This is a genomic window from Pseudomonas sp. PH1b, assembly GCF_000633395.1.
In the GTDB taxonomy this organism is placed as follows: Bacteria; Pseudomonadota; Gammaproteobacteria; order Pseudomonadales; family Pseudomonadaceae; genus Aquipseudomonas.
In genome coordinates, this window is sequence record NZ_AYMU01000005.1 from 204,405 (window position 1) to 217,905 (window position 13,501).

At 65.5% G+C, this 13,501-nt stretch carries 12 protein-coding genes; 6 read left to right on the forward strand and 6 right to left on the reverse strand.

The window, feature by feature from the left end; all coding sequences use genetic code 11:
- Nucleotides 1-198 precede the first annotated feature (198 nt).
- The 5 genes from U873_RS0110315 to U873_RS0110335 all read left to right on the forward strand — a co-directional run bounded on the left by U873_RS0110315 (nt 199) and on the right by U873_RS0110335 (nt 5,737).
- Entirely contained in the window at nt 199-1,401 is a 1,203-nt protein-coding gene (locus U873_RS0110315; RefSeq protein ID WP_025128178.1) for an SfnB family sulfur acquisition oxidoreductase, read from the forward strand.
- Between the two features lie 13 nt (nt 1,402-1,414).
- Nucleotides 1,415-1,882, forward strand: coding sequence for an acyl-CoA dehydrogenase (locus U873_RS0110320; protein WP_025128179.1), 468 nt, complete (start codon nt 1,415-1,417; stop codon nt 1,880-1,882).
- Entirely contained in the window at nt 1,872-3,269 is a 1,398-nt protein-coding gene (locus tag U873_RS0110325) for an LLM class flavin-dependent oxidoreductase (protein WP_025128180.1), read from the forward strand. The genes U873_RS0110320 and U873_RS0110325 overlap by 11 nt, the downstream gene beginning before the upstream one ends.
- Nucleotides 3,270-3,369: 100 nt before the next feature.
- Nucleotides 3,370-4,149, forward strand: coding sequence for a hypothetical protein (locus tag U873_RS0110330; RefSeq protein WP_025128181.1), 780 nt, complete (start codon nt 3,370-3,372; stop codon nt 4,147-4,149).
- Nucleotides 4,150-4,309: 160 nt separating this feature from the next.
- Entirely contained in the window at nt 4,310-5,737 is a 1,428-nt protein-coding gene (locus tag U873_RS0110335) for an FAD/NAD(P)-binding protein (RefSeq protein ID WP_025128182.1), read from the forward strand.
- Nucleotides 5,738-6,095: 358 nt separating this feature from the next.
- Here the strand turns inward: U873_RS0110335 and U873_RS0110340 are convergent, their stop codons facing one another.
- From U873_RS0110340 to U873_RS0110365, 6 genes are all read right to left on the reverse strand, one after another.
- A complete protein-coding gene (locus U873_RS0110340) occupies nt 6,096-7,202 on the reverse strand; it encodes a Gfo/Idh/MocA family protein (RefSeq protein WP_025128183.1) in 1,107 nt (368 codons plus the stop codon).
- Between the two features lie 322 nt (nt 7,203-7,524).
- On the reverse strand, nt 7,525-8,292 hold the full coding sequence (locus U873_RS0110345) for an SDR family oxidoreductase (RefSeq protein WP_025128184.1): 768 nt from the start codon (nt 8,290-8,292) through the stop codon (nt 7,525-7,527).
- 39 nt (nt 8,293-8,331) lie between these two features.
- Nucleotides 8,332-9,399: a phosphotransferase family protein gene (locus U873_RS0110350; protein WP_025128185.1), complete on the reverse strand. Its 1,068-nt coding sequence runs from the start codon at nt 9,397-9,399 to the stop codon at nt 8,332-8,334.
- 257 nt (nt 9,400-9,656) lie between these two features.
- A complete protein-coding gene (locus U873_RS0110355) occupies nt 9,657-10,619 on the reverse strand; it encodes a 2-hydroxyacid dehydrogenase (protein ID WP_025128186.1) in 963 nt (320 codons plus the stop codon).
- Nucleotides 10,620-10,639: 20 nt separating this feature from the next.
- Nucleotides 10,640-11,035: a VOC family protein gene (locus U873_RS0110360; RefSeq protein ID WP_025128187.1), complete on the reverse strand. Its 396-nt coding sequence runs from the start codon at nt 11,033-11,035 to the stop codon at nt 10,640-10,642.
- A 133-nt stretch (nt 11,036-11,168) separates the two neighbouring features.
- Complete coding sequence (locus U873_RS0110365) at nt 11,169-11,708, reverse strand: cysteine hydrolase family protein (RefSeq protein WP_025128188.1); 540 nt, start codon at nt 11,706-11,708, stop codon at nt 11,169-11,171.
- Nucleotides 11,709-12,191: 483 nt separating this feature from the next.
- Between U873_RS0110365 and U873_RS0110370 the strand changes: the two genes are divergently transcribed.
- On the forward strand, nt 12,192-13,478 hold the full coding sequence (locus tag U873_RS0110370) for a serine/threonine transporter (RefSeq protein ID WP_025128189.1): 1,287 nt from the start codon (nt 12,192-12,194) through the stop codon (nt 13,476-13,478).
- Nucleotides 13,479-13,501 lie beyond the last annotated feature (23 nt).

Consider the following 13,501-nt stretch of genomic DNA (forward strand, 5'->3'; position numbering starts at 1 on the left):
GCGAGCCTCGGTGGCCACTGTTGGCCCAGCAACAGTGATTGAACATTCTGCTGGTTTTCAGTTGATGTCGATTATTTGAATTGTTTTATAACTGATTGAAATAGAAGCATTTAAGTCGTTGGCTCGACTTCTGCAACGCTGCTGACAGGAACCCCTCCACGAGGGTTCATCTTGATCTTCAGGAAGCGGAGTCGGCCCATGACAGCCCCAGCTCAACCCCCACTCAGTGCCCATATCATCCGCAGTGATGCCGAGGCGATCAGCGTCGCCCGGGCGCTGGCCCAGCGCTTCGCGGTGGAGGCGGCGGTACGCGATCGCGAACGGCGCCTGCCGCTGGCGGAACTCGACGAATTCTCTGCCAGCGGCCTGTGGGGCATCACCATTCCCCAGGCCTACGGCGGTGCCGGAGTGTCCTATGTGACCCTGGTGGAGGTGATCAAGCTGATCTCCGCCGCCGACCCCTCCCTGGGCCAGTTGCCGCAGAACCACCTGGGGGTGGTGGACATCCTGCTGCAGACCGCCAGCGAGGAGCAGAAGCGCCATTACTTCGCCAAGGTGCTGCAGGGGCAGCGCTTCGGCAATGCGTTTTCCGAAGCCGGCAGCAAGCACGTCGGGGCCTTCGAGACGCAGATCCGTTTTACCGGCGAGCAGGCGCGGATCGACGGTGAGAAGTCCTACTGCACCGGCGCCTTGTTCGCCCATATCGTCCCGGCGGTGGCGGTGGACGAGCACAACCAGGCGCACATTGCCTTTATCCCGCGCGACAACCCCGGGTTGACGGTGATCGACAGCTGGGACGGTTTCGGCCAGCGCACCACCGCCAGTGGCCGGGTCAGCCTCCAGGCGGTGCAGGTCCCGCGCAGCGCGGTGATCCCGGCCCACCGGGCTTTCGACCAGCCCACCGCCGACGGCCCGATCTCCCAGGTCATCCAGGCCGCGGTGGACACCGGCATTGCCGTGGCCGCCCTGGAAGACGCCAAACAGCATGCCCGGCGCTCGCGCCCCTGGATCGACAGTGGCCTGGACCACGGCTGGCAGGACCCTTTCACCCTGGCGGCGATCGGTGATCTGGAATGGCGGGTCCACGGCGCCGAGGCGATCCTGGTCAAGGCCGCCCAGGCCATCGACCAGGCCTTGCTCAACGCCAATGAAGACAGCGTCGCCCATGCCTCGCTGGTGGTGGCCCAGGCCAAGGTGCTGTCGACCGAAAGCGCCTTGCTGGCGGCCAGCAAGCTGTTCGAACTGGCGGGCACCCGCTCGGTGTCGGGCCAGTACAACCTCGACCGCCACTGGCGCAATGCCCGCACCCACACCCTGCACGATCCGGCCCGCTGGAAATATCACCTGATCGGCAACTACCTGCTCAACGGCGTCAAGCCGGCCCGTCACGCCTGGAACTGAAGGAACGCCCCCGATGAATGCATTGACTCGACCCGACAGCCCGGAAACGGCCCTGGCCCACAGCGCCGAGGACCTGCAGCGAGCCCGGACCTTGTTGCAGCGGACCCTGGAGCATGTCCGCGAACAGGCGCGGTCCGCCAACGGCCTGCCCAGGGCCAACGAAGACCCTTTTGTGATCAGCCGCTTTGGCGACCTGCAGATCCGTATCGAAGTGGCCGCCGCCCTGCAGGAGCGAGCCCAGCGCCAACTGCAGGCGAAACAGCACCCGGCCGAGATCCATATCGCCCTGACCGAGGCGGCGATTGCCGCCGCCCAAGCGCTGCTGGCCAGCGGCAATGCCGAATTCGAACTCACCGGCCAGCGCAGCCCGCAGCCCTCGATGCTGCACGACCCGTTGCGCTTGAAGTACTCATTGATCGGCAACTACCGCCTCAACGGCGTGCTGCCCCAGGTTGCAGGAGGGTGGTCCGATGTCCCGTGAAATTCGCCTCAATGCCTTCGACATGAACTGTGTCGGCCATCAGTCGCCGGGGCTCTGGGCGCATCCCCGGGATCGCTCCTGGCAGTACAAGGACCTGGAGTACTGGACCGAGCTGGCGAAGATCCTTGAAAAGGGCAAGTTCGACGGCTTGTTCATCGCCGATGTGCTGGGCATCTACGACGTCTACCAGGGCCGTGGCGAGGCGGCGATCCGCCAGGCGGCCCAGGTGCCGGTCAACGATCCGTTGCAGCTGATTCCGCCCATGGCCCTGGTCACCGAGCACCTGGGGTTCGGCCTGACGGCTTCGCTGTCCTTCGAGCACCCCTATCCCTTCGCCCGACGCCTCTCTACCCTCGACCACCTGACCAAGGGCCGCGCCGGCTGGAACATCGTCACCTCCTACCTGGAGAGCGGGGCGAAGAACATCGGGCACCAGGCCCAGACCGAGCACGACGCCCGCTACGACTACGCCGAGGAATACCTGGAGGTCTGCTACAAGCTCTGGGAGGGCAGTTGGGAGGACGGCGCGATCCTGCGGGACCGCGAGCGGCGCATCTTCAGCGACCCGAGCAAGATCCACGAGATCCAGCACGTGGGCAGGCACTTCCAGGTGCCGGGCATCCACCTCTGCGAGCCTTCGCCGCAGCGCACCCCGGTGCTCTACCAGGCCGGTGCGTCGAGCCGCGGCAAGCAGTTCGCCGCTGAGCACGCCGAATGCGTGTTCGTTGCCGCGCCGTCCAAGGTCCTGCTGAAAAACACCGTGGCCGATATCCGTCGCCGCGCTGCCGAGGCCGGGCGCGACCCGTCGAAGGTGCTGATCTTCAACCTGCAGACGGTGATCCTTGGCGAGACCGATGCCAAGGCCAGGGCCAAGTTCGAAGAGTACAAATCCTGGGTCAGCTATGAGGGGGCCCTGGCGCTGATTTCCGGCTGGACCGGCATCGACTTCAGCCGCTTCAAGCCCGACGAGCCCCTCAAGCATGTGCACACCAACGCCATCCAGTCGGCGGTGGAGGCCTTTTCCACGGCAGATCCGAACAAGGTCTGGACCCCTCACGAACTGGCCGACTGGGTGGGCATCGGCGGTTTTGGCCCGCTGTTTGTCGGCAGCCCGGAAACCGTGGCCGACCTGCTCCAGGAATGGGTCGAGGACACCGACGTCGATGGTTTCAACCTGGCCTATGCACTGACCCACGAAACCTTTATCGATGCCGTGGAGTTGCTGGTGCCGGAGTTGCAGAAGCGCGGCGTGTACAAGACCGACTACAGCCCGGGCACCCTGCGGGAAAAACTCTTCGGTGCGGGCCCGCGCCTGCCCGAAAGCCACCCGGGCAGTGCCTGGCGCAACCTCGGCCAGCAGCGCCAGGCGGCGCAGAAGAGCGCATGACCCTGAACGTCGAGGCTGTGCTCGCAGATGCACCCTGCGGCTACGGCTGATCCAGCCAGCGGACCACCGCACGCTCTTGTCTGCACGAGCGAGGTGTTCCATGAATCAGTTGTCTTCCTGTCCACCCTGCAACGGGCCCGACGACGCCGTTCTGCTGCAGTTGCCTGAGGCCTTGGCGCAATTGGGTCATTGGGCCCGGGTCAGCCCCTTGCGCACGGCCTTGCGTCACAGACGCCTGGGGCGCTGGTGGGTGTGGCGCTGGATCGATGTGCTGCGCGATGTCCAGCGCCTGGCCGATGGCCTGCGCCAGCACGAGCTGACAGCCGGTTCGCAGTTGCTGCTCAGTGGCGACGCCGATCCCGCCATGTTGCTGCTGGCCCTGGCTGCCCAGAGCCTGGGTGCCCAGGTGCGGTGCCTGGGGGCGGAGTGTTCGCCCCAGGTGTTGCAACGCCACCTCTGGCGCTGGCGGCCGAGTCACGGCTTTGTTTCCGAGCCTGTGCCACTGGCGTTCTGGCATTCCCTGGCCGAGCCGGCCCTGGCGCCGCGCTGGCTGATCAGCCATCAGCCATTGTCTGCGCTGCCAGCGAGGCCGCGAGTGCAGTCGCTGACCTTTGTCCAGTTGCTGGGCGTCAGGGAGGCTGCCCGGCCCGAGGGGCGTTGGTTCGGCGCCGCACCCAGCGCCGGGCCTTGGAACGAGTCCCGTGGACGCCAGCCTGACGGGTTGCCGTTGCTGCTGCAGCAATGGCTGGAAAGTGGCCAGAGCCCGGTCTTTACCCAGCAGGCACACACTACCGGCGCTGTTGGTCGGAGGACGAACGAGCCGGGGTTTCTAGTTCTTTGGTATCGCTGGATGAGGTTCGCCTGGCTGCGGCGTTTATGATCCTCGCGGACATTGCCTCCAGCGCCGGAAACCTGTGCGCAAGGCGCCGCCACGCTTCCTGAACGCCGGGCCACGCAGTAACCTGGCGCTCCAGCAGGCTTGCCGTGCGCCGAGGTGCGGCATGACTGTTTCCAGGGCCAACATTGACCGTGAGCACTCCATGAACCAGACCCCTGCGCTAGCGGCCAGCCGAGACGCCGAAATCCTGATTGTCGGCGGTGGCCTCAGTGGCACCTTGCTCGCGGCGCAATTGCTGCGCCTGCCAGGCCGGCGGCGCATCCTGGTGATCGAGCCCCGCAGCGAGCTGGGGCGCGGCGAGGCCTACAGCGCCGTGGAACTGGGGCATACCCTGAACGGCAATGCGGCGCGCATGAGCGTCGACCCGGACAACCCCGATGACCTGAGCCAATGGCTGGCCGAGCATATTGCCGGCGGTGGCTGGCCCGAGTCGGCGCAGCAGCCCGTGCCGGTCAGCGAGCTGTTCCCACCCCGGGGCCTGTTTGGCGTCTATGTTCAGCAACGCTTGGCCGAAGCTCGGGTGGCCGGCGCGCAATACCTGTCCTCGGTACAGCATGTGCGCGGCGAAGCGGTGGACCTGCAAATCGACCCTGCCGGGGCTCGCCTGACCCTGGCTGACGGCCGCCAGTTGCACGGCGCCGTTGCCGTGCTGGCCACCGGCATGTTCCCGGCGGCGCGTACCCCCCAGACCGAGTCCAGCGGCTTGAATGCGGCGGCGCTGGATCCCTGGGATGTCCCGGCCATGGCACAGCTGGACCCCCAGGCCCGGGTGCTGATCATTGGCGCCGGCTTGACCATGGTCGATGCCGTGGTGTCCCTGGAGCAGGCCGGGCATCGCGGGCCCATCGAGGTGTTTTCCCGCCACGGGCTGTTGCCCCATGTACGGCGCCAGCCCCCAGTCTGGAGCGACTTCCTGGCGCAGGACCCGAGCATCCGCACACCGCGCCAACTGATGGGCGAGCTGCGCCGCCAATGCCGCCAGGCCCAGGCCCGGGGAATCGACTGGCAGGCGCCCCTGGACACGGTGCGGGCCCATATCGGCCGGCTCTGGAGCCAGGCCACCGAGGTACAGCGCCGACAGTTCGTGCGGCATGTGCGGCCCTGGTGGGAGAGTCACCACCACCGCTCGCCACCCTTGAGCGCCGAATTGCTGGCGCGCCTGCACGGGGAAGGGCGGTTGCGGATTCACGCCGCGTGCTACCAGGGGTTGGAACCGGCTGCTGATGGCCAATTGGCGATTGTCCTGCGCTATCGCGGGACGAGTGAGCGCACACGGATGCTGGGCGACGCACTGATCAACTCCAGCGGCATCGAATACGACTGGCGGCGAGTGGCGCGACCCTTGCCCCGGCAACTGCTGGCCCGAGGCCTGGTACGGCCGGGGCCCCTGGCCCTGGGCATCAGCGCCGACCCGATGGGCGCGGTGCACAACGCCGAGGGCGCAGTGGCCGAGCGCCTGTTCGCCCTCGGTCCCCCCCTGCGTGGCCTGTGGTGGGAAAGCACCGCCGTCACCGACGTCGCCCTGCAAGCCAAGGCCCTGGCCGCACGCCTGGCCGCGCTCCCCCTGTAACCCCAGCGCGATATCTCTACCAGCCGTAGGAGCTGGCTTGCCAGCGAAGGGGCCCGCAAGACCGCCTTCGCCGGCAAGCCGGCTCCTACAGACTCCCCACGATTTCTCTGCCAGCCGTAGGAGCTGGCTTGCCAGCGAAGGGGCCCGCAAGATCGCCTTCGCCGGCAAGCCGGCTCCTACAGACTTCCCGCGATATTTCTGCCAGCCGTAGGAGCTGGCTTGCCAGCGAAGAGGCCGGCAAGACCGCCTTCGCCGGCAAGCCGGCTCCTACAGACTCCCCACGGAATCACTGCCAGCTGTAGGAGCTGGCTCGCCAGCGAAGGGGCCCGCAAGACCACCTTCGCCGGCAAGCCGGCTCCTACAGTGTCACCCAGCGCTGTTCCTGGGCGGCAATGCGGATCGCCGCCGCCAGGCGCTCCACTTCCCAGGCTTCCTGGAAATCCGTGCCATCGCGACCCTGTCCCCCCAGGGCCATGATCAGTTCCTGAACCTCCAGGGTCTTGAGCTCGTTGTATCCCAGTTGGTGCCCCGGTGCCGGGCTGAAGGCCGCGTAGCCGGGCAGGGTGGGCCCGGCCAGCAGGCGCTGGAAGCCTTTCTGGCCGACTCGGTACAGGTGCAGTTCGTTGAGCTGCTCCTGGTCGAAGGCCAACGTACCGAGGGTGCCGCTGATTTCGAAGCTCAAATGGTTCTTGTAGCCGTGCTTGATCCAACTGCTGCAGAAGGTGCCCCGGGCGCCATTGGCGAAGCGCAGCAGGGCGTGGGCCTGATCGTCCACGGCAATGCCGCGCCGTTCCTGGCTGCCGGCGTGGGTCGGGCGCTGCAGGTGCACGGTCTGGGTATCGGCGCTTACCGCCTGGACCGGGCCCATGAGAAAGCGCGCCATGGCCAGTAGATGGCTGCCCAGGTCGGCCAGGGCGCCACCGGCGTGCTGTGGATCACAGCGCCAGGACCAGGGCGAATCCGGGTCGGCCATGAAGTCTTCGCTGAATTCCCCCTGGAAACTCACCAGTTGCCCCAGCTCGCCGCTGCCGATCAGTTCCCGGGCCAGGACGATCATCGGGTTGTGCTGGTAGTTGTAGCCGACCCGGGTCACTACCCCGGCAGCCTGAGCCGCGTGGTGCATCTGCCGGGCCTGATCGACGCTGACCGCCAGGGGTTTTTCGCAGTACACCGCCTTGCCCGCCGCCAATGCAGCCATGGCCATGGGAAAGTGCAGGTGATTGGGGGTGGTGATGGCCACCAGGCCAACCCGGGGATTGGCGATCAGTTGCTGCCAGTCGGTGTGGGCCTGGGCAAAGCCCCAGGCTGCGGCGCAGTGCCCGGCACGCTCGGCATCGGCATCCGCCAGGGCCGCCAGGTGCAGGCGCACCGGCAGTTCGAACACCGCACTGACACTGCGAAACGCCAGGGCGTGGGCACGGCCCATGAAACCGGTGCCGATCAAGCCAATACCAAGTTCATCCATAACCGCACCTGCAGAATTATTATTGTAGGGAGGTGTGTTATGGAATAAAAATTCAATAATTGCAATTGGTGGAAATGAAATTGAGCGGCAAGCGGCAAGCGGCAAGCGGCAAGCGGCAAGCGGCAAGCTTCAAGCTCCAAACTTGTGGCTTGTGGCTTGTGGCTTGTGGCTTGTGGCTTGCCGCTTGTGCTGTGGCTAGGGAGCTTGCACCTGCGGGGCTGTTTGGCAGGCCCGCTCTTCGCGGCCCGCCCAGCCCGGGGGCGTCAGGAAAACCTTCAACCTGATGCGAGGGCTGGCAGCCCCCAGGCTGCCTTTTCAGGATTCAGGAGAGAAAGCCGCCATCCACATTCAGCGAAACGCCGGTGGTGTAGCTGGAGGCATCGCTGGCGAGGAACAGCACTGCGCCGGCCATTTCGCTCGGGTCGGCCACGCGCTTGAGGGGGATCTGCGCCAGGGCGGTCTTGAGGATGGCGTCGTTCTTCACCAGGGCCGAGGCGAACTTGGTGTCGGTCAGGCCCGGCAGCAGGGCGTTGCAGCGGATGCCGAACGGTGCGCATTCCTTGGCGAAGACCTTGGTCATGTTGATCACCGCGGCCTTGGTCACCGAGTAGATGCCCTGGAAGATCCCCGGCGATACGCCGTTGATCGAGGCCACGTTGATGATGCTGCCGCCGCCGTTCTCGCGCATCAGCTTGCCGGCTTCCACCGACATGAAGAAGTAGCCGCGGATGTTCACGTCGACGGTCTTCTGGAAGGCCCCCAGGTCAGTGTCCAGCACGTTGCAGAACTGCGGGTTGGTGGCGGCGTTGTTGACCAGGATGTCCAGGCGTCCGAACTGTTCACGGATGCCAGCGAAGACCTGGCTGATCTGTTCCATCTCACCGATGTGGCAGGCAATTGCCGTGGCCTTGCCGCCGTCCGCGATGATGGCGTCGGCCACGTGCTGGCAGCCCTCGAGCTTGCGGCTCGAAACGATCACGTGGGCCCCTTGCTGGGCCAGCAGCTTGGCAATCGCCTCGCCGATACCGCGGCTGGCGCCGGAAACGAAAGCGATCTTGCCGTCGAGGTCGAACATCTGAGTCTTGGACATGGTTTTTCCTTGTTGTGGCTGTCGGGCGCCGGGGCGCGGTCAGAGGCTGGACTTGGCGATGACCTGCAGGCTCATCTGCTCCAGCAGCTTGTTCATGTGGATGAACTGGGCGAAGCGTTTGTCCTGGGTCTGGCCGTGGTAGAAGCGGTAGTAGATCTGCTGCACGATACCGGCCAGGCGGAACAGGCCGTAGGTGTAGTAGAAGTCGAAGTTGCCGATCTCGATCCCCGAACGCTCGGCGTAGTAGTCGACGAACGCCTGGCGGCTCAGCATGCCCGGGGCGTTGCTCGGCTGGCGGCGCATCAGTTGCACCGGCGCCGGGTCGGCGGCCTCGATCCAGTAGGCCAGGCTGTTGCCCAGGTCCATCAGCGGATCCCCCAGGGTGGTCAGTTCCCAGTCCAGTACGCCGATGATCCGCATCGGGTTCTGCGGGTCGAGGATCACGTTGTCGAAGCGGTAGTCGTTGTGCACGATGCTCGAGGTCGGGTGGTCGGCGGGCATCTTGTCGTTGAGCCAGGCCTTGACCGCTGTCCATTGCGGCGCATCGGGGGTCAGGGCTTTTTCGTAGCGCTCGCTCCAACCCTTGATCTGGCGTTGCACGTAGCCTTCGGGGCGACCCAGGTCACCCAGGCCGCAGGCGTGGTAGTCGACCTGGTGCAGCTCCACCAGGCGGTCGATGAAGCTCTTGCACAGGGCCTGGGTCTGGTCGGCGTCAAGCCCCAGTTCCGGCGGCAGGTCGGAGCGCAGGATGATGCCCTTGACCCGTTCCATGACATAGAACTCGGCGCCTATCACCGACTCGTCGGTGCAGTGCACGTAGGCTTTCGGGCAGTAGGGAAAGCCGTCCTTGAGCTGGTTGAGAATGCGGAACTCACGGCCCATGTCGTGGGCGGACTTGGCCTTGTGGCCGAAGGGCGGCCGCCGCAGGACGAACTCCTGCCCGGGGTATTCCAGCAGGTAGGTGAGGTTCGAGGCACCACCGGGGAACTGGCTGATCTGCGGTGTACCGCTGAGCCCGGGGATGTGCGCCTTGAGGTACGGATCGATCAGGCTGGCATCGAGTTCTTCGCCGGATCGAGTACGGGTGGATTGGTCTGTAAGCGCCATGCTTATCCCTTCTGCTTATTCTGGAGGCCAGAGATTATTGGCTAATCTAATGCGCCCACCGGCCCCTCACAATCGTGGCGGGCCTTTATAGGTACGCGTGTTGCCGGACAATCATTGCTTTTGATACAAGCGTTTGAATCTTCCCCCGAGACGGTAGGCACCAGCTTCGCAGCGTGTGGGATTTCTGGTCTTCAGATCGGGAAATAAAACACCTTGGCTGGCAGGCCGGCCCTACCAGCATAGACATTGCCCGTTGCTCAGGGCGCCAGTCGGTTCGCCGCGGGCAGGGCCAGCGGGGTCAGCAGCGGCTGGCCGTCGAAGTGCGCGCTGAGGTTGCGCCCGACCATGGCCACGGTGTCGCGGCTGGCCTGGGGCGAGAGCCCGGCAACATGGGGCGTGAGCACTACGTTGTCCAGGAGCTTGAAGCGGTCCGGCACCTGGGGCTCGTCATCGAACACATCCAGGGCCGCGCCGGCAATCCGTCGCTGCTCCAGGGCTTGCAGCAACGCGTCGGTATCCACCACGCTGGCCCGGGCGACATTGACCAGGAAACCTTCCGCCCCCAAAGCTTGCAGCACCGGCCCGTCCACCAGGTGCCGGGTCTCGGCGCCGCCGGGGGTGGCGATCACCAGCACGTCTGAGGCCCGGGCCAGTTCGACCAGGGTCGAGCAAAAGCCGTAGGGCTGTTCCGGCCTGGGCTGGCGGCTGTGATAGCTGACCTGCATGTCGAAGCCCAGGGCGCAGCGCCGGGCAATGGCCTGGCCCACCGCGCCGAGGCCGAGAATCCCCAGGCGCATGCCGGCCAGGGACGGGCGGGTGATTTTCGGCCATTGCCCCTGGCGCACCGCTGCATCGGCCTGGGGAATCCCGCGCACCAGGGACAGCAGCAGGGCCAGGGCGTGATCGGCCACGGACGAGGCATTGACCCCAGCGCCATTGGTCACCGCAATCCCGCGGTTGCTCGCCGCCTGCAGGTCCACCTGTTCATAACCGGCGCCGATCACGCAGATGATCTGCAGGCGCGGCAGGGCCTGGATCTCCGCGGCCGTCAGGCCCAGCGGGCCACGGGTCAGGACCGCATCGATCTGCCCGGCGTGATCACGGATCGCCCGGGCCCGCTCGGCGGGCGTCGGCGCCAGGATCAGGTAGAAACCCTGCTGCTCCAGCAGGGGCAGGTAGGCGTTGACGTTTTCAACCAGGACCAGGACGGTGGCACGCATCGGGGGCTTCCTCCAGGGGGTTAGCGGGGCAGGGGCTGGCGCAGTTGGAAAATGTTGCCTTCCGGGTCGACGCCGTCGCAGACCCGGGCCTCCTTGAACAGCCATTCGCGTTCGCTGGGGTACAACCGGCCACCGGCTGCGGCGGCACGCTGGCGGGCCTGCTGCAGGTCGGCCACCTGGTACACCGGCTTGCAGGCTGAATCGCTGCGAGGCTGGGGCGGGGCCTGCAACTGGATACCCGCGGCAATTGCCGCCGGCACCTGGACCAGGGTCAGTTCGAAGCCCTGGTGCACGAGTTGCTGGTAGTCGTCATGGCGTTCGCTGATCGGCCAGCCGAGGAGCTCGGCATAGAACTGCGCCAGGGTGGCTGGGTGAAGGCTGTAGAGCACGCACCCGGCGACTGTCGTGGCACTCATGGAAAACTCCATAAAAGCGGGGAAAGGGCTCAAGAGTGCGGTTTTGCCGGCTTTTTGGCAATGCCTGGCGAGGCCCTTCCCGGGGCGTTGCGCCGTTGCCGGCGCGACCCGGGTGGGGTAGGGGATGGCTTCTCTAGAAGCTCAGGTCCGGGGTCTTGGCCAGGCGCACGAAAGGGCCGTTCAAGGTGGCGTTATGGTGGGCGATGATCTTCTTCGCCCCCAGCAGCGGGGTGTCCATGCAGGTGTGGGCGTCTTCCACCAGCAGCACGGTGAAGCCCAGGTCGCTGGCGGCGCGGCAGGTGGCGTCCACGCAATACTGGGTCTTCATCCCGACCACCACCAGTTCCTCGACCCCGGCCTCCTTCAGGCGCTGGGCCAGGTCGGTGCCGGCAAAGCAGTTGGGGCGGGTCTTGTCCAGCACACTGTCCTGCGCTTCATCCAGCTCCAGGGTCGGCAGCAACTGCCAGAACGGGCTGCCGGCGGCAATCGGCGATTCGGCAGGGCCGGTATGGCGCACGGCGAAGATCGGCGCTCCGGCCTGGCGGGCGCGGCGAATCAGCTGATTGATGTTTTCCAGGACCTGCTCGCGCTTGTAGGGTTTGTCCGGTCCGTTGAACAGGCCAACCTGCATGTCGATCACCAGCAGGGCACGCTTGGCATGGGATGAAGGCATCTTGTCTCTCCTTGTAGTGCCAGGTGGACGGAGAAACAAAAGGCCCCGTCCATTGCTGGCGGGGCCTTGGTTCTACTGTGCTTGCTTCATCCTGCACAGCCACCACACGACCCGCCTGAGGCAGTCGTGGTGGTGGAGGCAGGGTTCAGCGCGTAGATATTCATGGGGACCGATCATGCCGTCGCGCCATGAAGCTTGTCAACGCGGTCCGACCCCGGCGCCGGCGTGCCTTGCGGCCGGGAGGGCAGGAGGGGCTCGGCGGCGGACCGCAAGGCGTGACCGGCAATCTGAGGGAGAGGGCCGGACCAGACACCTCGCCAGGCAAATCTGCAGCGTATAAACCGTTCCTCAGCTAAGTCTATGCAGCGCCCTCGGAATCCCGGACAATCGCGCCCCCTCTGTTTCGGCGGGGCACTGCCTGTCGGGTACTCCGACTGGCCCTGACCGATATGGCAATTGACCGGAATGTGGAGATCCCACCGGATGAATGATCAGGCCAACAGCGTTGATCAACGCTTTGAAACGGCGGCCCCAGCGACCCTGAGCCGCTGGAACCGTCAAGACACCACCTGGATGCTGGGCCTGTTTGGCACCGCCATCGGTGCGGGTACTTTGTTTCTGCCTATCAATGCGGGCATTGGCGGCTTCTGGCCGCTGCTGATCCTGGCGCTGCTGGCCTTCCCCATGACGTTCTACGCGCACCGCGGGCTGACCCGTTTCGTGCTTTCCGGGCGTGAAGGTGCAGACATCACCGAAGTGGTGGAAGAGCATTTCGGGCTCAGTGCCGGTGCCCTGATCACCTTGCTCTACTTCCTCGCCATCTTCCCCATCCTGCTGATCTACAGCGTGGCCCTGACCAACACCGTCGGCAGCTTCATGGCCAACCAGCTGCATATCGAGCCGCCACCGCGAGCGCTGCTGTCCCTGGTGCTGATCCTCGGCCTGCTGGCCGTGGTGCGCTGCGGTGAGCAGGTGATCGTCAAGGCCATGAGCCTGATGGTCTATCCCTTCATCGTTGCCTTGCTGTTCCTCGCGGTGTTCCTGATCCCTCACTGGAACGGCGGCATCCTCACCACCATCAGCGACGTACCGGCGCCTTCGGCCTTCCTGCACACCCTCTGGCTGGCGATCCCGGTGATGGTGTTCTCCTTCAACCACTCGCCGATCATCTCGGCCTTTGCCGTTGACCAGAAGCGCCGCTACGGCCAGCACGCCGAACAGCGCAGCTCGCAGATCCTGTCCCGGGCCCACCTGTTGATGGTGGCCATGGTGCTGTTCTTCGTCTTCAGTTGCGTGCTGACCCTGTCGCCGGCGCAACTGGCCGAGGCCAAGGAACAGAACCTGTCGATCCTGTCCTACCTGGCCAACCACTTCAGCAATCCGACCATCGCCTTCGCCGCGCCGTTGATTGCCTTCGTGGCCATTGCCAAGTCCTTCCTCGGCCACTACATCGGTGCCAGCGAAGGCCTCAAGGGCCTGATCCTCAAGGGCCGTCGACGTCCTGGTGCAAAAGCCCTGGACCGCATGACCGCAGCCTTCATGCTGGTGATCTGCTGGGTGGTGGCGACCCTCAACCCGAGCATCCTGAAGATGATCGAAGCCTTTGGCGGTCCGGTGATCGCCTCGATCCTGTTCCTGATGCCCATGTACGCCATTCGCAAGGTGCCGGCCATGGCCCGCTACCGCGGCCAGGCCTCCAATGTCTTCGTGACCCTGGTGGGCCTGGTGGCCATCAGTGCGCTGGTGTTCTCCCTGGCCACCACGCGCTAAGTCTCAGCGCCCGGGACCCACGA